The organism is Nocardia altamirensis NBRC 108246 (genome assembly GCF_001612685.1).
Lineage (GTDB): Bacteria > Actinomycetota > Actinomycetes > Mycobacteriales > Mycobacteriaceae > Nocardia > Nocardia altamirensis.
Map to the genome: position 1 here is coordinate 67,906 of NZ_BDAY01000019.1, position 24,356 is coordinate 92,261.

General features: G+C 67.5%; 12 protein-coding genes. 7 read left to right on the top strand and 5 right to left on the bottom strand.

Annotation, left to right across the window (positions count from 1 at the left end; genetic code table 11):
• Positions 1–131 precede the first annotated feature (131 nt).
• The 6 genes from NA11_RS12575 (at position 132) to NA11_RS12600 (ending at position 11,993) form a co-directional block, all read left to right on the top strand.
• A complete protein-coding gene (locus NA11_RS12575; RefSeq protein WP_069162027.1) occupies positions 132–665 on the top strand; it encodes a DUF732 domain-containing protein in 534 nt (177 codons plus the stop codon).
• Positions 662–1,648, top strand: a complete 987-nt coding sequence (locus tag NA11_RS12580) for a cutinase family protein (RefSeq protein ID WP_141717551.1) — start codon at positions 662–664, stop codon at positions 1,646–1,648. The genes NA11_RS12575 and NA11_RS12580 overlap by 4 nt, the downstream gene beginning before the upstream one ends.
• Before the next feature lie 190 nt (positions 1,649–1,838).
• Entirely contained in the window at positions 1,839–2,858 is a 1,020-nt protein-coding gene (locus tag NA11_RS12585; RefSeq protein WP_069162028.1) for an LLM class F420-dependent oxidoreductase, read from the top strand.
• A gap of 190 nt (positions 2,859–3,048) precedes the next feature.
• On the top strand, positions 3,049–4,962 hold the full coding sequence (gene fadD32, locus NA11_RS12590) for a long-chain-fatty-acid--AMP ligase FadD32 (protein WP_069162029.1): 1,914 nt from the start codon (positions 3,049–3,051) through the stop codon (positions 4,960–4,962).
• 62 nt (positions 4,963–5,024) lie between these two features.
• A complete protein-coding gene (gene pks13 / locus NA11_RS12595) occupies positions 5,025–10,367 on the top strand; it encodes a polyketide synthase Pks13 (protein WP_069162030.1) in 5,343 nt (1,780 codons plus the stop codon).
• An 81-nt stretch (positions 10,368–10,448) separates the two neighbouring features.
• Positions 10,449–11,993, top strand: coding sequence for an acyl-CoA carboxylase subunit beta (locus tag NA11_RS12600; protein ID WP_069162031.1), 1,545 nt, complete (start codon positions 10,449–10,451; stop codon positions 11,991–11,993).
• 179 nt (positions 11,994–12,172) lie between these two features.
• On the opposite strand, the gene NA11_RS12605 is transcribed toward NA11_RS12600, so the two are convergent.
• Positions 12,173–12,670, bottom strand: a complete 498-nt coding sequence (locus NA11_RS12605) for a peptidylprolyl isomerase (RefSeq protein WP_069162032.1) — start codon at positions 12,668–12,670, stop codon at positions 12,173–12,175.
• Positions 12,671–12,992: 322 nt separating this feature from the next.
• Here NA11_RS12605 and NA11_RS12610 point away from each other — a divergent pair, with 322 nt between their 5' ends.
• Entirely contained in the window at positions 12,993–16,355 is a 3,363-nt protein-coding gene (locus NA11_RS12610) for an arabinosyltransferase domain-containing protein (RefSeq protein ID WP_069162114.1), read from the top strand.
• Positions 16,356–16,605: 250 nt separating this feature from the next.
• On the opposite strand, the gene NA11_RS45595 is transcribed toward NA11_RS12610, so the two are convergent.
• The 4 genes from NA11_RS45595 to NA11_RS12625 form a co-directional block, all read right to left on the bottom strand.
• Positions 16,606–16,767, bottom strand: a complete 162-nt coding sequence (locus tag NA11_RS45595) for a hypothetical protein (protein ID WP_167837625.1) — start codon at positions 16,765–16,767, stop codon at positions 16,606–16,608.
• A gap of 143 nt (positions 16,768–16,910) precedes the next feature.
• Positions 16,911–20,279, bottom strand: coding sequence for an arabinosyltransferase domain-containing protein (locus tag NA11_RS12615; protein WP_069162033.1), 3,369 nt, complete (start codon positions 20,277–20,279; stop codon positions 16,911–16,913).
• A gap of 15 nt (positions 20,280–20,294) precedes the next feature.
• On the bottom strand, positions 20,295–22,121 hold the full coding sequence (locus tag NA11_RS12620) for a glycosyl transferase (RefSeq protein WP_069162115.1): 1,827 nt from the start codon (positions 22,119–22,121) through the stop codon (positions 20,295–20,297).
• 182 nt (positions 22,122–22,303) lie between these two features.
• Complete coding sequence (locus tag NA11_RS12625; RefSeq protein WP_084654560.1) at positions 22,304–24,301, bottom strand: arabinofuranosyltransferase; 1,998 nt, start codon at positions 24,299–24,301, stop codon at positions 22,304–22,306.
• Positions 24,302–24,356 lie beyond the last annotated feature (55 nt).

Below are 24,356 nucleotides of genomic sequence, written 5' to 3' on the forward strand. Positions count from 1 at the left end.
GAGCGAGTTTTGCGAGCGACCCGTTCGCGAGACTAAGGGGCCGCGAACCACGCCGCGGCCACGCGGCCAACAAAACAGCTAGCCTGGGGGCCGACTACCCCCGTTCGCGAACAGATCGAGGAACAGAATTCATGCAGAGGACCCGTGGAAAGGTATTCGGCGTTGTAGTGGCTATCGCCGCTACCGGCCTGCTCGCCGCGTGTGGCGGGAACGACTCGACCGCGTCCAGCACGCCGACGCTGACCCGCACCACGGCGGCGACGACGCCGACCGCCGCATCCACTCCCGGCAGCGACACCAGCCAGCAGCAGGCGCCTGCCCCCGAGCCCGAGCAGCAGCAGGCGCCGACGGTGGCGCCGGAGCGGCCGCAGCCGGTGCCGACGAATGCCGCGCCGCCCGCCGACGACTCGAAGCTGAGCGACAAGGACAAGAAGTTCCTCGACGCGCTGAAGCAGCAAGGCGTCACCCCTTCCACGCCGGATATCGCGCTGAGCGTAGGGAACTACGTCTGTCAGGGCGTCAAATCCGGCGCGTCGGATCAGGATCTGATGACGTTCGTGACCGCGATGGCCGGTTCCGATCCGTCGTTCGATCCGGCCAAGATGCCGGTGGAGAAGGCGGGGCAGGCCTACATTTCCGCCGCTAAGCAGACGTACTGCCAGTGATCGGACGCCGTGGTTCGACATCTCGCCGGTCACGACCGGCGGGATGTCTTCTGCTGCTCGGGATTCCGGTCCTGATCGTCGTTCTCGCACTGCTGCTCTGGTACCTGCTCGCCGGGCTGCTCCGGCAGCCGAAGCCGGGGCCGCCCGGCCCGAAGGAACCGACCTCGCAGTCGGCGAGCTGTCCGGACGTCGAGATGATCTCGGTGCCAGGCACCTGGGAGTCCAACAGCAACGACGATCCGCGCAACCCGAGCGCGAACCCGATGTCGTTGATGCTCAACATCTCCAACCCGGTCCGCCAGCAGTTCCCGAACGAGCGGCTCGACGTGTTCACCGTCCCGTACGTTGCGCAGTTCTCCAATCCGATCGCGCTGCCGCCGGATGGTCAGCAGTCCTACAACAACAGCCGGTCCGAGGGCACGCAGCGGATGGTCGAGGAGATGCGGCGCCAGTACCGGGAGTGCCCGCTGACCACCTATGTGATCGCGGGCTTCTCGCAGGGCGCGGTGATCGCGGGTGATGTTGCCGCGGATATCGGCGCGGGCAAGGGCCCGGTGCCTGCGAAGCTGGTGCTCGGTGTGACGCTCATTTCGGACGGCCGCCGCACCGGCGACACCGGTCCCGGTCAGGCCGTCCAGGTCGGTGACGTGCCGCAAGGTGTCGGCGCCGAGGTGGCGTTGAAAGGCCTCAACGTGCCAGGCATCACGATGACCGGTCCACGCCCCGGCGGCTTCGGGGAGCTGGCCGAGCGCACCTTCACCATGTGTGCGCGCGGCGACCTGATCTGTGACGCACCGCGAGAAGCGCTGAGCCCGTGGAACATCATGAGCAGCGTCGGGTCGCTGGTGCGGGCCGCGGGCAACCCGGTGCACAGCCTCTATAACGGCTTCGTCGTCGACGACAAAGCTGACACTTCCACTCAGTGGACGGTCAACTGGGCGAACAATCTCATCGAATCCGCGCCGCATCCGCCGCATTCGTGAGAACTCACAGGCAATGCTCTTGTCGGAGAGCAGTACACCCAGTACTGCTCCGACAAGGTCGCCTCGCGTTGGGCAGCACGCTGTAAAGTGCGCTGATGATCGCGACGCAGGTAACCCCTGACTCGGTGTCCGGGGCGGGACCGTCCTGCACGGTCGCGCCCGATTTCCTTACAGCCAGGAGCATGAGTTCATGACAGAAGCCGCCGCACCGGCCGGTGAGTTGACCGCGCTGGGTACGCCGCTGCGCAGCTTCCGCTTCGCGGCAGCTGGTGAGGGAAACAAGCAAGAAGGCGGTGCCCGCAAGTTCATCCAGACGGCGCAGCAGGCCGAGGAGTACGGCTTCGACACCTTTGTCGTCCCTGATCATCTCGGTGATCAGATCGGCCCGGTCGCCGCGCTCGGCGCGCTGACCCAGGCGACCGAGCGGATCCGCCTCGGAACCTCGGTGCTGGCCAACGGCTTCCGGCACCCCGTTGTGCTCGCGAAGGATCTGGCCACCATCGACGTGCTGTCCAAGGGCAGGCTCGAGGTCGGCCTCGGCGCAGGCTGGAAGCAGGACGAGTTCGCCGCCGCTGGCCTGCCCTACGAGACGCCCGGTGTGCGGCTGGAGAAGCTGGACGAGGCGCTGACCATCCTGGACGTGTTGCTGCGCGGTCAGGAGTGCACGTTCGAGGGCAAGCACTATCAAGTGAACGGGGTCAAGGGCACGCCGCGACCGCGGCAGGGTCCGCGTCCGCCGATCTGCACCGGCGGTGGCGGTCCGAAGATGCTGCGGCTGGCCGCCAAGCACGCCGACATCATCTCGGTCGTGCCGGTGACCACCAAGAACGGTAAAGGCCTCTTGTCGGGTATCACCCTGGAGAAGACGATCGAGAAGGTGAACCTGATCCGCGCTGCCGCGGGCGACCGGTTCGCCGATATCGAGCTGAACTGGGCGATCACCGCGATCGTCATCACCGATGATCGCGAGAAGACCGCGGAGATGGCACTTTCGGCCATCGATCGTGGTCTGCACCCGGATCTCGAGGTGGACGTGAAGCTTTCGGTCGAGGACATCTTGAATTCGCCGTACGTCGCGATCGGTTCCTTCGAGGAGATCGCCGAGCAGATCCGTCGTGTGCGCCAACTCACCTCGATGTCGTATGTCGGGGTGTTTCCCACCCAGATGGACGCGTTCGCCCCCGTTATTCCCCTGCTGCGGGACGAGTGAGCCGGTCTTCTCTGTAACATGACTCTGGTTTGAGAACATCTAGCCGATAGCGGTCACCGCGCAGACCGCAGAAAATCTGCAGGCTGTCTCGGCACGTTGGAGCAGCCCGCGGGCGATGCGAGTCGGGGCCTCACAGGTAACAGCGGCGTTGGCGCCGTCTTGCTGCGTGTGCCTCGGAGGAGAAGAAGGAATGGAAGAGACTTTCGACGACTACCTGGACGAGACCGGGAACATCCGAATTCCCGAGGATCACACCCTGGTCGACCACGTCGAGAAGCACACCCGGAACGACGCGAACACCCTGGCGTACCGCTACATCGATTACTCGCGTGAGCGTGATGGCGAGGCGCAGGAACTGACGTGGCGTGAGTTCGGTATTCGGCTGCGCGCGGTGGCCGCACGACTGCAGCAGGTGACCAACCCTGGCGACCGGGTCGCGATCCTCGCGCCGCAGGGCCTGGATTATGTGATCTCCTTCTTTGCCGCGATCTACGCGGGCACCATCTCGGTGCCGCTGTTCGATCCGGACGAGCCTGGTCACACCGATCGACTGCACGCCGTGCTCGGCGACTGCGAGCCGGCGGCGATTCTCACCGCGAGCTCCTCCGCGGCAGGCGTTCGCCAGTTCTTCCGTGCCCTACCCGCGGCACAGCGGCCGAGGATCATCGCGGTGGATGCCATTCCGGACAGTGTCGGTGAGGGCTGGGTCCGGCCGGACATCGCGATCGATGACATCGCCTACCTGCAGTACACCTCGGGCTCGACCCGTACCCCGGCTGGCGTGGAGATCACCCACCGCGCCGTCGGCACCAACCTGCTGCAGATGGTCGACGCGATCAACCTGGACTGGAATTCGCGCGGCGTCACCTGGCTGCCGCTGTTCCACGACATGGGCCTGCTGACGGTGATCCTGCCCGCGGTCGGCGGCAAATACATCACCATCATGTCGCCGAGCGCGTTCGTTCGCCGCCCGTACCGGTGGATCAAGGAGCTGGCCGCGCAGTCCGACGGCGCCGGAACCTTCGCCGCCGCACCGAACTTCGCGTTCGAGCACGCCGCCGCGCGCGGTCTGCCGAAGAACGGCGAGTCGCTCGACCTGTCGAACGTGATCGGCCTGATCAACGGCAGCGAGCCGGTGACCACCTCCTCGATGAAGAAGTTCAACGAGGCGTTCGCGCCGTACGGGCTGCCGAAGACCGCGATCAAGCCCTGCTACGGCATGGCCGAGGCCACGCTGTTCGTCTCGGCGACCAAGGCCGAGGACGAAGCCAAGGTCACCTGGGTCGACCGGCACGAGCTGAACGCGGGCCGGATGGTCAAGGTCGAGCAGGGCTCGGAGAACGCCATCGCGCAGGTGTCCTGCGGCTATGTCGCGTTGTCGCAGTGGGCCGTGATCGTCGATCCGGAGACCGTCGAGGCCGACGGCGGGCACGAGCTGCCCGACGGCCGGGTCGGTGAGATCTGGCTGCACGGCAACAACATGGGCATCGGTTACTGGGGCCGTCCGGACGAAACCTCCGCGACGTTCCAGAACAAGGTCTCGCACCGGCTCTCCGACGGCAGCCATGCCGAAGGCACGCCTGCCGACGCCAATTGGATGCGCACCGGCGACTACGGCGTGTTCCTCGACGGCGAGCTGTACATCACCGGGCGGGTGAAGGACCTGGTGATCGTCGACGGCCGCAACCACTACCCCCAGGATCTGGAGTTCTCCGCGCAGGAGGCGAGCAAGGCGCTGCGTCCCGGCTTCGTCGCCGCGTTCTCGGTGCCCGCGAACCAGCTCCCCGCCTTGGTTTTCGACCAGGACAGCCATTCCGGCCTGAAGTTCGACGCCGACGACGCCTCCGAGCAACTGGTGATCGTCGGTGAACGTGGGCCGGGCGCAGGCAAGGCGGATCCGCTACCCATCGCCGACGAGGTGCGCGCCGCGGTGGCGCAACGTCACGGCGTCACCGTGCGAGACGTGCTGCTGGTGCCTGCGGGGTCGATCCCGCGGACCTCGAGCGGCAAGATCGCCCGGCGAGCTTGCAAGGCCGCTTATCTCGAGGGAACGCTGCGGGGTGGTTACACCCAGCAGGCTTTCCCCGATGCACCGGAAGAGTAATTGCCCAGGGGGTGGCCTCGACAGCCGACGCCCGGTACGCAGACAGGTAGCTTGAGGAATTGATGGCCGATAACGAGTCCACCCAAACGACCGACATCCTGCCCGCCGACGCGGAGGCCGACCAGGCCACCGCGTCGGTGCCTGCCGCCTCCACCGAGGTGGCCGTGGGCGAACCGGCCGATCTGTCGGTGCCCGAGCTGCGCGAATGGTTGCGCCGCTGGGTCGCCGACGCGACCGGGCAGCCGATCGAACAGATCACGGTGGATCGTCCGATGGAGGAATTCGGGCTGGCCTCGCGCGACGCGCTCGCGCTCGGCGGTGACATCGAGGAACTGACCGGTGTCACGCTGAACGCGACCATCGTCTACAAGCACCCGACGATCGCCTCGCTGGCCGAGGTGGTCATCAACGGCGAACCCGAGTCCGCGGACGACGCGTCCGACGATGCCTTCTACACCGCCGGGTTCACGCCGGGCGAGGCGCACGACATTGCCATCGTCGGCATGTCGACCCGCCTGCCGGGTGCAGGCGATACCCCGGAGTCGACCTGGGAGTTCCTCATCGGCCGCGGCGACGCGATCCGGGAGCTGCCGGAAGGCCGGTGGGCGGAGTTCCTCAGCGAGCCCGCGGTGGCCAAGGCCGTTGCCGACGGCAACACGCTCGGCGGCTATCTCGACCAGGACGTGGTGAAGGGCTTCGACGCGGAGTTCTTCGCGATGTCGCCGCTCGAGGTCGAGCGGGTGGACCCGCAGCAGCGCCTGATGATGGAGCTGACCTGGGAGGCGTTGGAGCACGCCAGGATTCCCGCGAGCGAGCTCAAGGGCGAGGCGGTCGGCCTGTTCGTCGGCTCGTCCACCAGCGACTTCATGTTGATCTCGGCGCTCGGGCTCAGCTCCGACCAGGATCCGAACGTGCCTGCGTCCGCGCAGGCCTACGGGATCATGGGCAGCTCGAACGGCATTATCGCCAATCGGATTTCCTACTTCTTCGACTTCCGTGGCCCGTCGGTCACCGTCGACACCGCGTGCTCGTCGACCATCGTCGCGGTGCACCAGGCGGTCCGCGCGCTGCGTGAGGGCGATGCCGATGTGGCGCTGGCTGGCGGTGTGAACATGCTCCTGGCGCCGATGACCACGCTCGGCTTCGACATGGGTGGCGGCGTCGCGAAGAACGGCCGGATCAAGGCGTTCTCCTCTGATGCCGACGGCATGGTGCGCTCGGAGGGCGCAGGCCTGGTCGTGCTCAAGCGGCTGGCCGACGCCGAGCGGGACGGCGATCGAATCATGGCCGTGATCAAGGGCTCCGCGGTCAACAACGACGGTCGCTCCAACGGCCTGCTCGCGCCGAACCCGGACGCGCAGGCCGACGTGTTGCGCCGGGCCTACCGGGACGCGGGCATCGTGCCGTCCACCGTCGACTACATCGAGGCGCACGGCACCGGAACGCCGCTCGGCGATCCGATCGAGGCCGACGCGCTCGGCCGGGTGATCGGTCGTGGCCGCGACGAGGACAAGCCTGCGCTGCTCGGTTCGGTGAAGACGAACTTCGGCCACCTGGAGTCGGCCGCGGGCGCGGCCAGCTTGGCCAAGGTCGTGATGGCGTTCCAGCACAACGTGTTGCCGCCGAACATCAACTACGCGGGCCCGAACCAGTTCATCCCGTTCGAGCAGGCACATCTGAAGGTCGTCGACGAGCCGACCGAATTCCCGCGCTACAGCGGCAAGGCGACGGTCGGTATCTCCGGTTTCGGTTTCGGCGGCACCAACGCGCATGTCGTTGTGCAGGAATATGTTCCGGCGTCGGCCGAGGTTGTGACCGAGCCGCTGGTGCCGATGGCCGAGGCGTCGAAGTCCGAGGCGGAGCTCGCCGAGCTGGCGCTCGCCGAGACGCTCGACGACGAGACGACCGACGTGATCGCGGAAGCGGACGCGGTCATCGCGGCGGCCGAGGATGCCGCCGTCGCCGAAACCGTTGCCCCCGTGGCGGAATGGACCGCAGCGCGGACCGAGCCGCTGCCGGTCATCCTGCCGGTTTCCGGCTACCTGCCTTCGCGTCGCCGCCGGGCCGCCACCGATCTGGCCGACTGGCTGGAATCCGATGCGGGCCGCGATGTTTCGCTGGAGGACGTGGCCAGGTCGCTGGCCAAGCGCAGCCATTGGCGTTCGCGCGGCGTGGTGATCGCCACCACGCACGAGGAGGCCGTGAACGGTCTGCGCGCCATCGCGGCGGGCAAGCCGGGCGCGGGCGTGTTCACCGCGGACGCTCCCGCCGCCATGGGCCCGGTCTGGGTGCTCTCCGGATTCGGCGCGCAGCACCGCAAGATGGGCAAGACGCTCTACCAGGAGAATTCGATCTTCGCCAAGGCCGTCGACGAGGTCGATGTGCTGGTGGAGGACGAGGCCGGGTACTCGATCCGCGACATGTTCCTCGACGACAGCCAGGACTACAACGTCGGCACCTCGCAGGTCGGCATCTTCACGATCCAGATCGGCCTGGCCGCGGTGCTGCGTGCCCACGGTGCGGAACCCGAAGCGGTGATCGGTCATTCGATGGGCGAGGTCGCCGAGGCCTACATCGCCGGTGGTCTGCCGCTCGAGGACGCGGTGCGGGTGATCTGTGCCAGGTCGCGCCTGATGTACGAGGGCGAGCAGATGATCACCGACGACGACGTGCGCAACATGGCGCTCGTCGAGTACAGCGCGGAGGACATCGAACGGCTGCTCGTCGACTACCCGGATGTCGAGGTCGGCGTGTACGCCGCACCGACCAACACGGTGATCGGCGGCCCGAAGGAGCAGGTCGAGGCGATCGTCGCGCGGGTCGAGGCCGAGGGCAAGTTCGCTCGTATCCTGCAGACGCGGGGCGCAGGCCACACGTCGCAGATGGACCCGCTGCTCGGTGAGCTGGCCGCAGAGCTGGCCGGTATCGAGCCGACCACGCTGAAGACCGGCCTCTACTCGACAGTGCACAAGGGCGCGTTCTACCGTGCGGGCAACGAGCCGGTGCACAACGAGGACTACTGGGTCAAGAACATGCGCACCAGCGTGTATTTCACCAACGCGGTGAAGCTCGCGGTGGACACCGGGCACACCACCTTCCTGGAGCTCGCGCCGAATTCCGTTGCGCTGATGCAGGTTCTGGGCACCACCTTCGCGGCGGGGCTGCACGACGCGCAGCTCATCCCGACGCTCAAGCGCAAGGAAGACGAGTCGGCGGGCGTGATCGGCGCGCTGGCTCAGCTGTACGTGCACGGGCACAAGGTGAACCTGTCGTCGCTGCTGCCCGCGGGCGCATACGCCGACGTGCCGCGAACCAGCTTCGTGCGCAAGGAATTCTGGCCGAAGGTTTCACTGGCTGCGGGCAGCGGAAACACTCGGGTGCCCGGTGCGCACGTTGCGCTGCCGGACGGCAGGCATGCGTGGGAGGTGCAGGCCGCCTCGGCAGGCGACCTCACCGCGCTGGTGAATGCCGCTGCGGCACAGGTGCTCAGCGACGTGTCGCTCGGTGCTTCGATCGCCCACGGTGCCGTACCCACCTCGGGGACGTTGACCACCACACTGACCCCGCACCCCGGTGGTGCGTCGGTGCAGGTGCATGCCAGGGCGGGTGCGACCTTCCGGCTGCTGTTCGACGCGGTGGTGACCTCCGGCGCACCGCTGCCCGAATCGGTAGTGGCCGTGGCTGTTCCGGCCGCCGTCGCCGCCGCGCCGGTGAACGGTGCCGAACTGGAGGTCGTGGAGACCTTCGGTGAGCGGTGGGATCCGAACGGCGCCCAGAAGCTGGAGGATCGGCTCGCGCTGATCGTCGCCGAGTCGATGGGCTACGCGGTCGAGGATCTCCCGATGGAGATTCCGCTGATGGAGCTCGGCCTCGATTCGCTGATGGCGATGCGCATCAAGAACCGCGTCGAGTACGAGTTCGACATCCCGCAGCTGCAGATCCAGGCCGTGCGCGACGCCAACCTGAACGAGGTCGGCAAGGTCCTGCGCTACGCGATCGAGCACCGCGACGAGGTGCAGGCGATCGCCGACAAGCAGGCCTCGGGTGAAGAGATCGCGGTCGACGGCGGCTTCATCGCCGCAGCCCGTGCCGCGGTTGCCGCCGGCGAAGATCCGGCCGCGATTGCCGCTGCGGCGGCAGAAACCGCTGTGCCCGAGGTGGTTACGCCGACTGCCGCGGATGAGCCGGTGGCTCCCGCGAACGAAGTGGCTCCGGCCGCGGCAACTCCCGCGGTAGCCGAGTCGGCGAAACCCGTTGTAGCCGAACCGGTTCCGGCTGCACCCGCGGCACCTGTCTTCGGCGGTCATGAGTCGGCCAACGAGGACGACGTACCGCCCCGCGACGCCGCCGAGCGCTTGACCTTCGCTACCTGGGCGGTTGTCACCGGCAAGTCCGCGGGCGGCATCTTCAACACCCTGCCGATCCTCGAAGAGGAGGTCGCCGAGAAGTTGGCGGCCCGCCTCACCGAGCGGGTCAAGGCCGAGGTCACCCTCGACGACGTGCTCGACTGCGAGACCATCGAGCAGCTTGCGGATATCGTGCGCGAACTGCAGAACAGCGGTGCCGATGTGGACGGCTTCGTCCGCCCGCTTCGTCCGCGTCCCGAGGGCTCGAATGCCTTGCCGGTCTTCGTGTTCCACCCGTCGGGCGGCAACACGCTGGTCTACGAGCCGCTGTTGAAGCGGCTTCCGGCCGACACTCCGATGTACGGCTTCGAACGCGTCGAAGGCGACATCATGGAGCGGTCGACCCAGTACCTGTCCGAGATCCGCAAGTACCAGGGCGACGGCCCGTACGTTCTGTACGGCTGGTCCCTCGGTGCGGTGTTCGCCTTGCAGGTCGCCCAGTTGCTGCGCGCCGAGGGTGCGGATGTGCGCCTCGTCGGCCTGATCGACCTGGCCATGCCGGTCGAGAACGAGGACAACAGCCCCGAGGAGCGGGTGCGTCGCATCGAGCGCTACCAGGTGTTCGCGAAGAAGACCTACGGCGTCGAGGGTGAACTGCCGGACGAGCAGATCCGCGAGCTGGCCGCCGCCTCGGATGAGGATCAGTTCAAGATGATCAGCGACCTGGTCAAGATCAGCGGCACCAAGATCCCCGGCGGCGTGCTCGAGCACCAGCGCACCTCGTGGATCGAGGGCAGGCATCTGGCCAAGACCACGCCGAGCCATTACGACGGCGATGTCGTGTTGTATCTGGCGGATCGCTACCAGGACGGCATGATCGAGCTCGAGCCGCGTTATGCGGATCGGCGCCCGAATGGTGGCTGGGACGAATACATTCCCAATCTCGAGGTCATCCACATCCCGGGCGACCACCTGCAGATCATCGATGAGCCGCGGATCGGAAAGATCGGAGCCGACCTCACCGCGAAACTCGCCGGGATCGAATCACGGAAGGGGTGAAGTGAGGGAGCTTCAGCGAGCGAACCGAGAACACAGCGCGCCAGGGCGAACGACGGAACCGAGCGACAGCGAGGTGCAGTCGTGAGCACTACGGCCGAGAAGCTTGCGGACCTGCGGAAGAGGCTGGATTTAGCGCAGGAGCCCGCAGGCGAAGCGGGGGTGGCGAAGCGGGCGCGTAAGGGGATCCCGAGCGCTCGCGATCGGATCAACATGCTGCTCGATCCGGGCACCTTCGTGGAAATCGGTGCGCTGGTGCGCAAGCCGGGTGACCCCACCGCGCTGTACGGCGACGGCGTTGTCACCGGGCACGGGCTCGTCGACGGCAGGCCGGTGGCCGTGTTCTCGCATGACCAGACCGTCTACGGCGGTTCGGTCGGCGAGATGTTCGGTCGCAAGGTCGCCGGGATCATGGAGTACGCCGCCAAGGTCGGCTGTCCTGTTGTCGGCATCAACGACTCCGGCGGCGCGCGCGTGCAGGAGGCGGTGACCTCGCTCGCCTGGTACGCCGAGCTCGGCAGGCGCCAGGAGCCGTTGTCCGGTCTGGTGCCGCAGATTTCGATGATCCTCGGCATGTGTGCCGGTGGCGCGGTGTACGCCCCGATCAACACCGACATCGTGGTGGCGACCGAAGAGGCGCACATGTTCGTCACCGGTCCCAAGGTGATTCGCGAGGTGACCGGCGAAGACGTCAGCTTGGAGGAGCTCGGCGGCGCACAGAGCCAGGCCGAGTACGGCAACATCCACCACGTCGCGGCCGACGAGCAGTCCGCATTCGACTGGGTGCGCCACTACCTGAGCTTCCTGCCGACCAGCTGTCAGGAGTCGCCGCCGATCGTGAATCCGGGCCTGGAGCCGGAAATCACCGACAGCGACCGGGAATTGAACGGACTCGTGCCGGACTCGGACAACGCCGCGTACGACATGCACGAGATCCTGCTGCGGATCTTCGACGACGGCGATTTTCACGAGATCGGCGCCACCGCCGGCCGCAACATCATCACCGGCTTCGCCCGCGTCGACGGCCGTCCCGTCGGTGTGGTGGCGAATCAGCCGATGGTTTCCGCCGGCGCGTTGGATGCGCGGGCGTCGGACAAGGCAGCGCATTTCGTGCGGCTCTGCGACGCGTTCGAGATCCCGCTGGTCTTCGTCGTCGACACCCCCGGCTTCCTGCCCGGTGTTGAGCAGGAGAAGATCGGCGTCATCAAGCGCGGCGGCCGGTTCCTGTTCTCCTTCGTGGAGGCGACGGTGCCGAAAGTGACTGTGGTGATTCGCAAGTCGTACGGCGGCGGCTACGCGGTGATGGGCTCCAAGCAGCTCGGCGCCGACGTGAACCTGGCATGGCCGACCGCGCGCATCGCGGTGATGGGCGCGGAGAGCGCGGTGAGCCTCATCGGCGGCAAGCAGATCGAGGCCGCACCCGAGGAGCAGCGGGCTGCCCTGCGTCAGCAGATGATCGACTTCTACAACGCGACCATGGCGACCCCGTGGGTGGCCGCGGAGCGCGGCTACATCGACGCGGTCATCGAGCCGTCGAGCACGCGGCTGGAGCTGCGTAAAGCGCTGCAATTGCTGCGGGACAAGACGTTGGCGCGCAACCCGCGCAAGCACCACCTGCTGCCACTCTGACTGCAGGAGTCGGAATCGGGCCGCACCCATTGGGGCGCAGCCCGATTCACGGCCCACCTTGGATGACAGTCTGAGGTAGTCGACTATCTCGGTGTTTGTCTTATTCCGTTGCGGTGGGTTCTTCGTCCTCGTTCGAGAGCCGTCCCCGGCAGGGGCGGCCTGATCGTCGATCTGGGTTGTCAGGCGATGGAAGCCGACTCGATCACGACGTCTTCCTTCGGCACATCCTGGTGGCCGCCCTTGCTGCCGGTGGCAACGCCCTCGATCTTGTCGACCACGTCCTGGCCCTCGATGACCTTGCCGAACACCGTGTAGCCCCAGCCCTGCGGGTTCGGCGCCTTGTGATTGAGGAAGTCGTTGTCGCTGGCGTTGATGAAGAACTGCGCGGTGGCCGAGTGCGGGTCGTTGGTCCGCGCCATCGCCACCGTGTACTTGTTGTTCTTCAGGCCGTTGTTGGCCTCGTTCTGAATGGGCGCCTGGGTCGGCTTCTGCGTCATACCCGGTGCGAAGCCACCGCCCTGAATCATGAAGCCGGGGATGACTCGGTGGAAGATGGTGCCGTCGTAATGACCGGCCTTCACGTAGTTCACGAAGTTCTGCACCGAGGTCGGCGCCGTGTCGTCGTCCAGTTCCAGGACGATCGGTCCGTAATTCGTCTGAAGATTTACGTTGGTCATGCCCCCTACCTTTCCAGGGTGTGGGTTACCAGTCAGCAGTACGGTGCCCATCCGCGTGGATTCGGGTGGCGGCTTTACGCCGTCGTATGCGCAGGGTTTCCGTCGAATGTGCTGGTAGTGAATATTTCCGGGCACGCGAACCCGCCTTGACCACAACGGCGCAAGTTACTCGAGCGCGTTCCAGACCAGCGAAACCCAGGGAACTCCGAACAGGAGGCGTCGTGCACTCCGACAAATCGACCACGGCACTGGGCGAATGCCCGGCGCGGCTCTTGCGGAGGCAGCGCCCGCACAGACACGCGGCCAGATAGCATTGCGAACCGTGCCCGACGCCGCTACCGCTGTCTTGACTAAACCACCCGCTGCACCCGAGGCCTCTCCGGCCGATTTCCGGACGGCGCGAATAGTCGCGTTCGTCGCCGGTGTGCTCGGTGCGCTGTTCGCGCTGGCGACGCCATTCCTGCCGGTGTCGCAGACCACCGCGGTGCTCAACTGGCCGCAGGGCGGCACGCTCGGCAACGTGCAGGCGCCGTTGATTTCGCAGATGCCGGTCGACCTGAAGGCCACCATCCCGTGTAGCACGGTGGCACAGCTGCCGGAGCGTGGCGGCATGCTGTTGGCCACTGCGCCGCCGCAAGGCGACCGGGCCGCATTGGAGGCCTTGTTCATTCGAGTGTCGGACACCTCGGTGGACGTGGTCGACCGGAATGCCGTTGTGGTGTCGGCGCTGCGGGCGGACATGGAGCGGTGCTCGAACATCGAGCTCATTTCCAACCACGAACGCACACACGCGGAGTTCGTCGGCTTGACCAGGACGATCACTCAGCCGGTCGCAGGTGCGGCGCCGGGGACCGTGCAGCAGGTCGAGGTGCCGGTCGAGGGCACACTGACCGGTGATCTGCGGCCGCAGGTAGTCGGCGTCTTCTCCGAGCTGAAGGGCGCGGCGCCCGCGGGGCTTTCCTTCAAGATGACGGTGGACACCCGCTTCAGCACGAGCCCGACGGTGATCAAGCTGATCGCGATGATCGCGGCGGTGCTGTGCACGCTGGTCGCGCTCGGTGCGTTGGCTCGGCTCGACGGCAGCGACGGTCGCGGACACCGCAGGATTCTGCCCGCGAATTGGCTGAAGCTGACCTGGGCCGACGGTGCGGTCGTCGGCACACTGCTGGTCTGGCATTTCATCGGCGCCAATACTTCCGACGACGGCTACATCCTCAGCATGGTGCGGGTCGCGCCGCACGCCGGCTACATGGCCAACTATTTCCGCTGGTACGGCGTCCCCGAGGCGCCCTTCGGCTGGTACTACTACGTCATCCAGGTCTTCTCGGAGATCTCCACCGCAAGCCCGTGGGTGCGCCTGCCCGCACTGGCCTGCGCCATCCTCTGCTGGATGGTGATCAGCCGCGAGGTGGTGCCCCGGCTCGGGCGCGGTGTGCGCACCAGCAAGGTGGCCCTGTGGACCGGCGGACTGGTCTTCCTCACGTTCTGGTTGCCCTACGACAACGGGCTGCGTTCGGAGCCGATCGTCGCCCTCGGCGCGCTGCTCACCTGGGTGTCGATCGAGCGGGCGATCGCGACCGGCAGGCTGCTGCCCGCAGGCGTCGCGGTCCTGATCGCGGCGTTCACGCTCGCGGCCGCACCCACCGGGTTGATGTGTGTCGCCGCGCTGCTCGCCGGTATCCGGCCGCTGGTGTGGATCGTGGTGCGCAGGCGACGGCAGTTCGCTGAGCACGGCGGGAAGTGGTGGGCCACGCTGCCGCTGCTCGCGCCGATCGTCGCGGCCGGGCTGCTCGTGCTGATCGTGGTCTACAGCGACCAGACGTTCGCGGCCATCCAGGAGGCCAACCGGGTGCGTCAAGCCACCGGGCCGAACCTCGCCTGGTACGAGGACTACCTGCGCTACTACTACCTGTTCGTGCTCACCCCCGACGGCGGGTTGCCGCGCCGGTTCGCGTTCCTGATCATGCTGCTGTGCCTGTTCACCACCATGCTGGTGTTGTTGCGGCGCAGGCAGGTTCCCGGCATCGCGAGCGGGCCGAGCTGGCGGTTGATGGGCGTGGTCTTCGGGACCATCTTCTTCATGATGTTCAACCCGACCAAGTGGACGCACCACTTCGGCGCGTACGCGGGCATCGCTGGTTCGCTGGCCGCGGTGACCGCGGTCGCTGTCTCGGCATCGGCGTTGCGGGCGCGGAAGAACCGCGCGATCTTCCTTGCCGGGTTGATGTTCGTGCTCGCGCTCGCCTTCTCCGGCATCAACGGCTACTGGTACGTGTCGTCCTACGGCGTACCGTGGTTCGACAAGGTGATCTCGCTGCGCGGGTACCAGTCCAATACCCTGATGCTCGCCCTCTTCGGCCTCGCACTGGCCATGGTGGCCTGGCTTTCGCTGCGCGAGGGTTACACCAAACCGCAGGCATCGCCGAAGTCGGCGCGCGGCAAACGGATTCGCAAGTTCGCCGCGATCCCGCTGACAGTCGTCGCCGCGCTGATTGTCCTGTTGGAGGTGGCTTCGCTCGCCAAGGGCGCGGTGTCGCAATACCCTGCGTACTCGCTGGCCCGCTCGAACTTCGACGCGCTGCGCGGCAACAGCTGTGGTCTCGCCAATGACGTTCTGGTGGAACCGGATCCGAACGGCGGCAGGCTGGCGCCGATCATCGATCCTGCGTACCCGCTGACCGACCCCAACGATCCGCTGGCAGGCGTCGACGCGGTCGGCTTCGGTCCCAATGGGGTGCCCAAAGACCTGTCCGCCGACACCGTCGAGGTGAAGCCGGGTACCGGCAACACGTCGAGCCAGTCGATCGGCCCCGCGTTCGAGAAGGGGCAGAACGCGGGCACCGGCGGTGGCGAGGGTGCGCGCGGTGTCAACGGGAGCACCGTTGCACTGCCCTTCGGGCTCGACCCGGCGACCACGCCGATCCTCGGCAGCTGGCAGGAAAAGGTGCAGCAGCCCGCGCACGTCACGTCGAGCTGGTACGGGCTGGCGCCGCGTTCGGAGGACAAGCCGCTCGTGGTGATCACCGCGGCGGGCCGCATCCTGTCCGTCGACGACACCGGCGACACCGAGTACGGCCAGTCGCTCACCGTCGATTACGGCAAGCGGCTGCCGGACGGCAGCGTCGAGAAGCTCGGCACCTACCTGCCGCGCGATATCGGCCCGCGCCCGTCCTGGCGCAACCTGCGGGTGCCGCTTGCCGAGATCGCGCCGGAGGCCGACGCGGTGCGCATCGTCGCCAACGACCCGATCCTGATCGGTGAACAGTGGCTGGCGTTCACGCCGCCGCGGATGCCGAAGCTGGAGTCGCTCAACAGCTTCCTCGGTTCGGAGCAGCCGATCCTGGAGGACTGGGCAGTCGGACTGCAGTTCCCGTGCCAGCGTCCGCTGTACCACAAGAACGGCGTCGCCGAGGTCCCCGGCTACCGCATCCTGCCGGACCGCCCACTCGCCATCACGTCCACCAACACCTGGCAGGCCCAGGAGTTCGGCGGTCTCCTCGGCTTCTCCCAGATGCTCGCGAGTTCCGCCACTGTCCCGACCTACCTGAAGAACGACTGGGCTCGTGAGTGGGGCTCCCTGGAGCGCTACGACCAGTACGACCCCACCGCCACCCCGGCCGAGCTCGACACCGGAACGGCCACCCGCTCAGGCTTCTGGTCCCCCGGCAAGCTCCGCGTCTTCTAACCGAATACCCCTGTCCCGCAGGCCCGGCGACCGGCCCCAGCCGCTCGCCGGGCCTGCGGGCGTCTCGGACCCTGGTGCGCTGAGACCCGTGCCGACCGCCGCAGTCGTGGATGTCCCGGATACGACAAAGGCACCGAATCGTGGACGATTCGGTGCCGCGGGTGACGGGAGGACGGTGGTGGGGGATCGGTGTGGAGATTCCTCGGCGCGGGTCCGATCGATGCCGCGTCGGGGTTGTCGGGGGCGGGTCTCAGACCTTGGTCATGCGCTGACCGAGTTCGCGGCGGAGGACCTCTTGGGCCGGGAGGCGGTTGAGGACACGCAGGATGGCGGGGCGCAGTTCGCGCTGTTCGTCCTCGGTGAGCAGACCGACGAGATCACGCAGATCCATCTGGTCGAATGCCGACGTCATAGTGAACAGATTACGGTTTCCGAGGGAATTCGTCCTGTGATTGTGCGGTGAAATCGGCGTCCAACCGGTCTGTTTACGACATCTTTGCGTCACCGCAACACCGGACCGTCTGGTCCGGTGTCGCGGGAAATGGCAAACGGCCCCTATCGGACTCGGATCGGATCGTCCTTGGCCACGCCGGATCGCGTGACAACGGTGACGCCGATCTCAGCGGGCTCGGCCTGCGGATCGTACGGGGTGAACTGCTCCAAGGAGCCCCAGTCGCGCGACCAGTCGTGGTCGAGATAGGTGGGGACGGTCTTCGATTCGAGCAGCAGCCCGGTCCAGCCGAGCGGCCCGCCACCGATATCGTCCTGCCAGGCGTTGGAGGCATCGGACCCGACCCGGTCGGGAAGAATGCGCCACCGTGGCACTTCTGCGACACCGTCGTGGTGGTTGAACGGGCGCTGGCACGGGAAGGCGAGCCCGACGTGCCAGTCCAGCAGCACCGGATCCTTCGACCCGACCACCGAATTCAGCGTCGCCAGCTTGGGCAGCCGAGGCGGCGTGACGGCGAGCCACTGCTTCGGCGTGATGTCGTTGTCGACCGCGACCAGCCGCACCGCGTTCGCTTCGAGCGGCAGCTGATTCAGCGGCACCCGCAGGTTGCGCCAGGACGGCGCGGGACCGATATCGAGCGGGTCGACCGAGCCGAGCTTGCGCACCGACCCATCCGCCTCGCGCACACCGTATTCGACGTGCAGCTCCTGCCCGTAGGTGACCACACCGTCGACGTCGACGTGCCGGATCCGGCCCGCCGCGGTGAGCGCGAGCACCTGGTAGGCCGGGTCGTGGCGCATGCTGTCGCTGAGGTCGAGGCCGTACCACTGGGTGGTCAGCGACGCCTGCTGCTGCTCGCCTTCCTGGTAGCTGCCCATGATCGGCGTCGTCGCCGGGTCGAGGCCGAACGGGAGGGCGACCGAGCTGCCGTTGATGCCGGTCTGCTCGGAGGTGCCGCCGCCGGTGCCTGCGCCGGTGGTCTTGGTTGTCTTGTTCTTCGAGTCGGAGTTGATCGAGTTCGCGCCGCCCGAGACGGTTTCGTCGGCGTCGGCGGTGAGGTCGCTCGCCACTCCGTTGGGCGTGAATCCCTTTGCTTCCGTGGCCAATCCGTCGGTGGGTGCGCCGGTGATGGGCAGCAGCAGCGACTTGGCCGTGTCGGTCTCCACCAGCACTTCATTGGCGAGCGCGCACGAATCACCGGTCAGCGACTCGAAGTTCGATTTGGCGACCGAGTACGCCGGATACTGGGCGACCGCGGCCTTCGCGAGCGAGGCCACCTCGAACAGTACGAGCAGCGCCGCGGCGATGGTCAGCGGCGCGGAGGCGAATCGATCGAATCGCTTGGGCGCGCCACTGACTCGGCGATACGGCTCCCGATAGTGCAGCCACACCGCGACGATCAGCGCGACGCCGCTCAGCGCGAGGAACAGCGTGGAGAAGCCCTTGCCCGCGACCAGCGGCGCCTTGTCCCACCACGGCACCCCGTAACTGGACACGTACCACCAGCCGTTGGATCCGGTGAAGGTGATGGCGAGCAGGAACAGCACCGCGGCCGCGAACAGTGCCCGATTGCGTGGCGACCGGATACCCTCGGTGCCCACCGCGACCGCGGCGAGCGCGGCCAGCGATCCGGCAAGCCCGGCGTAGACGCCGAAGTGGTGGGTCCACTTGGTCGGGGTGAACATCATCAGCAGCAGCGACGCGAACACGATGCCGAGGATCCGCACCGACGGGCCGCGAGAAGTGCCGGGAATGCGGCCCTTTCGCAGCACCTGCAGCACGCAGACCAGCAGGCACAGCAGCATCACCAGCACGCCGAAGCGCCGCGCGAGCGAACCGTCCGGCGAGAGCATCAGCAGCGAATCCCAGCGCGTGCGTTCGTCGAACCACGCCACGTTCGGTCCGACGATGGTGCGCGCCCTGGTCGCCTCGAGCACCGTCGACAGCGTCTGATCCGCGAAAACCACCACAAGCACCAGGGTTCCGGCGGACAGGCCAGGTGCGAGGACCGCCGCATACCGGAACACCGAGTTCAGCCAGGAGGGGCGGCCGGACTGCTTTGTCTGCGAGGACTTTTCGCCCGCAGGCCCGCCCGGCGCGTCGAGTCCTCCTGTCATCGCCGGACTTTCGGCGACACCGCCGCCGACCGCAGGCACCACCCCGCGCGCCCGCTTGATGATGATCTGCAGCACCGGCCGCGATCCCGCGATCAAGGCCGCGATGCAGATCAGCCCGGTCGGACCGGCGGCAAGGGAGAACCCGGCGATCAACACCGCGACCGCGGCGGGCAGCAGCCGCCCGGTGGCGATGGCCCGCTCGATCGAGCACCAGGTGAGCAGCGCGCCCGCCGCGATCAGCGGCTCCGGCCGCAGCCCGTTGTCGTAGGGCAGCCAGAAGGCGAGGAACACCAGCCCGGCCGTCCACAAGGCCACCTTGTTGCGCCGCACCCTGGCTCCCAAGCGCGGCAACACTTCCCGGCTGATCACCAGCCAGCACGCCACGCCGGCGAACACGGCGGGCAGCCGCATCCACGGGCTGGCGTCGGAGATCCTGGTCATCCACGCCAGCACCTCGTAGGACCAGCCGAACGGCGCCTCCGGCACCCCGAACCAGCGGTAGTAGTTCGCCATGTACCCGGCGTGCCCCGAGGCCCGCGCCATGTTCAGGATGTAGCCGTCGTCGGAGGTGTTGGCGCCGATGAAGTGCCACAGCCCGAGCGTGCCGAGCACCGCCGCGTCGGTCGGCGTGAACCGCCACCAGTGCGCGGGCAGGAAGCGGCGGGCGCGGCGCCCGTCGCTGGTGTCGAGCAGATGCAGTGCGAGCAGCGCGACGAGCGTGCAGACAACGGCCGCGATGATCGCGGCCAGCTTCAGTGCGGACGGCGACGAGGAGAACCGCGAGTCGATGTCGGCGTGCACCTCGGCGCCGTCCAACCGCGCTGCCGGGAGATCGGTGAACACACCGACCAGCTGCGGCCGGATATCGCGAGTCACGGTGTTGCGGAACGGTGTACCGTCCTGCCGCGTCGCCCCGGTGATCTCGGTGGTGGTCGCGGCGGCCGTCGACTCGATGGCGACGGCGGTGCAGCCCGTGCCCGCAGTGATCTCGGCAACCGGCGCCGCGAGCAGCGGCACATCACGCAGCACGACCGAGAGCACGCCGTCGGCGACCGAAACCACCAGTCCCTTGGTCGCCGCCTGGCCCGAACTGACCGGCACGGTGGACACCACTGTGCCCGACCCCACCGCCTGCACGAGCGAGCACGGCAGCGTCGCGTTCAGCCGTAGCGGCTGATACGACACCAGCGGTGCCTCGACACTGCTGACGCCGGCCTGCGGCCAGTCCAGCGTCGCCCGATCCTGCCGCACCGGCAACAGCGGTGTCAGCAGCGCCAGCACGAATCCAAGGAGCCCGGAGACGAGGGCGATCAGGCGGTAACAGGTGAACGCTCGAGTAGATCGGTCCGGTCGCACGGTCGTTGATGCTAGCTACCTCACCGCCCGAACGTTCCAGAGCCACACGTCGTCGACGCGAGCCGGTTCGAAGCCGAGCAGCTGCGTCACCGTGCTGCGCAGGGTGTCGACGTTCTTGGTCGCGGGCAGCACCAGCACGTCCGCCTGCCAGAACTCGAGGTCGGCGCGGGCCTGCGCGCGGGTCTCGTCGGTGATCGGCGGCACGGCCCCCGTCTCCTGTGCCCGCACCAGCAACGTGGTGGTCGCGCGCCCCTCCGGACCGTAGATGCCCTTCTTCGTCGCACCGGTCGGGCCGACGAAATACCCACCGGCCAGCGGGAAGTCGAAGCCTGCGTCGGCCTGCCAGCGCAGCGCGCCTGCATCGAGCGGTCGTGACGGCGGCACCATGACCACCGAGCCGGTGCCGACGTAGTTGCGCACCGTCCCGTCCGCGAAGAACTCCGGCGTCGGACCTCGCTCGACGACGGGAAGGATCGTCGGAACCAACGGCAGCAGCGCCAGCGCGAGCGTGCCGAACCAGGCCAGCGGCCGCCAGTCCACCGGCGACTCGCGCCACCGGCCGACCGCCCGCTGGGTGGCCAGCGCGAGGATCGCCGCGATGGCGGGAATCGCCGCCATGGTCAACCGCGTTTCCAGCACCGTGCTCAGCAGCGGGACGTGTTCGGCCCAGCGCCAAGGCAATTCGACGCCAGTGTTTTTCTTGCCGACCATCGCGACCGCGCCGAGCGAGAGCACGCCGAACACCATGATCACCACGCCTGCCGCACGCACCACCCGATCCCGCCACAGCAGCGCGATGGTGGTGGCGAGCAGGAGCAGCAGCGGCCAGCCGAAATAGGCGTTCTGCTCGGTCTCGTTGATCGCCACGTACTGGCCAGGCGAGAACAGCCCGCCCAGCGATTCCGACGGGAACTGCACGATCGCCTTGAGGTCGTTGCCCATCGGGCCGTGATCGATCGAGCGGTAGCTTTGCGGGCCGAAAAACTGCCACCAGAGCGGGATTTCGGTGAGCATCAGGGTGATCACCGCCGCGAGCAGGACCGTCGGCGCGATCCCGCGCAGCACGCGCACCCCGTAGCGCGGCGCATGCAGGAAGTACACGATCGCGAACAGCCCGAACGCGAGCGCGAAGATCAGCAGCGGCTCCTCGCCGAGCGCGATCTGCATCGCGACCAGCAGGCCGAGCGCGACGGCATCGCGCACTCGCCTGCGCGGCTGGTCCGGCCCGGTCACCGCGGCCCGGCGGGCCATCCGGATCAACTGGCCCGCGGTGATCGGAAGCAGCACCAGCACAACGAAATTCGGGTGCGCATTGGCGTGCGAGATCATCGCGGGCGCGAAACCGCAGAACAGTCCGCCGGTGCCCGCCGCGAGTTTGGACTCGACGAGCTCCCTGGAAAACAGCCAGTACCAGCCGAATGCGGTGGACGCGAGACCGAGCGTGAGCACGAGCACGAACGTGACCGTCGGCCCGAACATCAGCGTGATCGGCGTGAACGGCACCCCGACCCCGAACATGGCCGTGTTGGCCATCATGTTCACCCCGGCCGGGAAGTTCTGCAGGGTGGTGCCGAGCGGGTTCTCCAGGTTCGCCACCGAGTGCGCGGTGACCGCGAAGAACCACTCCCACATCGTCTGGTCCTGACCGCTCTTGATCAGGTACCCGCTCTGCGTGTTGCGCCACTGCCCCGACAGGACGACCACGGCCAAGGCGAGGTAGCCGAACCCGAACAGCAGATCGGCTCGGTGCAGGCGCGGGAATCTTCGTGTGCGGGCCGGGGCCGACGGCCCCGCGGTAAGCACTCCGGTCGCGGTGGTTTCCCTGCTCGCAACCCCTACCACCGACTCGTCCTGCGTGCCCGAATCGGCCTGTAATGCCCGTACCACCTGCAAACGTCTCCTCTATAACTACAGCTCAGCCGCCTACGGTACCCAAGGACGCGGTGCGTCGCCTGGCAACCGAGGCAGCGATCGACTGGGACACGGCAGCGATGTGCCGCTGTCATGTCCCATTCGATGCCGCGTTATCGACGGATGGTGACGAGGGCGAACGGGCCGATTTCGGTGGTGGTGAAGCGAGGATCGGCGAAGAGTGCCTTCGGGAACGTCACCGGATAGCGCTTGACGTTCGGGTCGTTCGGGTAGACGTCCTCCGCCAGCTTCAGCGCGTAGCTGTCGCCACCGTTGCGGAACAGGAAGGCGTCCGGGGCCCGCCACGGGCTGGCTGCCAGCGCATCGAGCAGCGCGCTCGACGACTTCAGCGTGCTCCACTGTTTGATGGCCGCGGCCCTGCCCTGGAAATCGGCCAGCGGGTTCGCGTAATGCGGCGTGAGCGCCTGGAAGCCGTAATACGGATAGAAGGCCAGGAAGCTAGTGTCCGCGGTCAGCACGACGGTGTCCGAGCGCGGTCGTCCGGTTTGCGCTAGGAGTGCCTTGTCCACCTCGCCGTAGTGCGCCACCGGCGAAGGGTTGCGCTGATCGCCGCGCTGACCGTTGCCGTCGGTATCGGTGTACGCGGTGGTGATCTCCGGGTCGAGGACGTGCGGGATGTCCTGGGTGAATGCCAGCGCGGCGGCCACGGTCACCACGGTCACCATCAGACGGAACCGGCCAGGCTCGTTCAACGCCTGGTAGATCGCTCGCGTCCCCTCCACCACCCCGAACGCGCCCGCCGCGGCCAGCAGCGCGAGCAGGATCGGCTCCAACCGGAACGACAGCAGCGTGGTCTTCGCCACCGTCGCCGTCATCGAGAGCAACGTCCACAGGTAGACCGCGACGACCCCCATGCCGAGCGCCTGCGCTCGACGCGACGAGCCCGCCCGCAGTACCAGCCAGATCACCCCGATCAGGCACAGTGCGCCACGCAGCGAGAACTCGACCATCGGGAAGAACAGTTCCGCACCGGACTCGGGCAGGTAGTGCTGTGCGGTGCCGGTGCTTGCCGTGGGGCTGCTCAGTGTCTTCAGCAGATACGGCGCCCACACGATCGCCGCGAGCACCCCGGCGATCACCGCGATTGCCACCAAGCGAACCAGCGGCGCGAGCGCGGCCCGCCAGGCGGGCGGCCTGTCGGCACCGGCCCGCCGATCCGCGGCCCGCCGTTCCCGCACCGCGAGCCCGGCAGCGAGCAGCCCCATCAACGCGACAGCGAAGGCCGCGAGGAGGAAGTAGAGCGTGTAGAAGGTGGCGCCCAATCCGAGGAACAGTCCGGTGCCGAGCACCGCACCCCAGCCACCCGCGGTTCCGGCCTTACCGTCCGCTGGGCGATGCAACGCGCCCCACGCCAGGATCAGCGCAGGCGGCAGCAGCAGCACGATGACGGCGCTGTACGCCTCCGGCGACGCGTACGCCAGCACGATCGCGGTGACCGCGGCCGTCACGGCGATCGCCCAGTCGGCGCGAATCAGCTTGGACCACAACACCAGCGAGATCACCGCAGCCACCGCGATCGAACCGATCGCGTACGGCTTGAACGCTTCCCACCCGGCCATGCCGAGCACGTCGGCGACCCGTCCGCCGATCCAGAACCACCCCGACGGATAGAACGGGGGCAGATTCACATAGGTCATGTCGTGCGGGACCGGAGAATCGGTGAGTCGGGTCAGGAACTCGGTCCGGAACTCCTGGTCCACCGAGACGCCGAACAGGTACAGCTTGGTCGCCGCGAGCGGCATCCCGAGGGTGAACGTGACGAATGTCGAAATGCCAACCCAGGACAGCGCTTTGGCCAACCATGGGGCGCCGAGCCAACCCGGCAGCGTGCCTGCCCGCCGGGTCAGCGCGATCGCTGCGATCAGCAGGGCCGCCGCGAAGACCTGCCCGACCGTCGTCAGCGCACGAGTCACGTTGGAGGAGTTGAACGCTGGCCAGTCCACCATCGAAAACGCGGTCAGCCCAACGGCTGTCACCACCAGGGCAACCAGCCCCGCCAGGACCGCCTCGCCGATTCCGGCTCCGGCCTGCCTGGCCAACAGGGCACCTCGGCCGCGGGGTGCGGCGTGCTCGGTGACCGCCGCGGTCATCGATCCACTCCGATACCGCAACCGGCACACCGACTGGATTGCGCCCGAAATCCCA

Coding starts and splice junctions, on each gene's coding strand:
- NA11_RS12605 (WP_069162032.1), bottom strand. CDS start 12,670: ATGACCAACGTAAATCTTCAGACGAATTACGGACCGATCGTCCTGGAA.
- pks13 (WP_069162030.1), top strand. CDS start 5,025: ATGGCCGATAACGAGTCCACCCAAACGACCGACATCCTGCCCGCCGAC.
- fadD32 (WP_069162029.1), top strand. CDS start 3,049: ATGGAAGAGACTTTCGACGACTACCTGGACGAGACCGGGAACATCCGA.
- NA11_RS12625 (WP_084654560.1), bottom strand. CDS start 24,301: ATGACCGCGGCGGTCACCGAGCACGCCGCACCCCGCGGCCGAGGTGCC.
- NA11_RS12575 (WP_069162027.1), top strand. CDS start 132: ATGCAGAGGACCCGTGGAAAGGTATTCGGCGTTGTAGTGGCTATCGCC.
- NA11_RS12585 (WP_069162028.1), top strand. CDS start 1,839: ATGACAGAAGCCGCCGCACCGGCCGGTGAGTTGACCGCGCTGGGTACG.
- NA11_RS45595 (WP_167837625.1), bottom strand. CDS start 16,767: ATGACGTCGGCATTCGACCAGATGGATCTGCGTGATCTCGTCGGTCTG.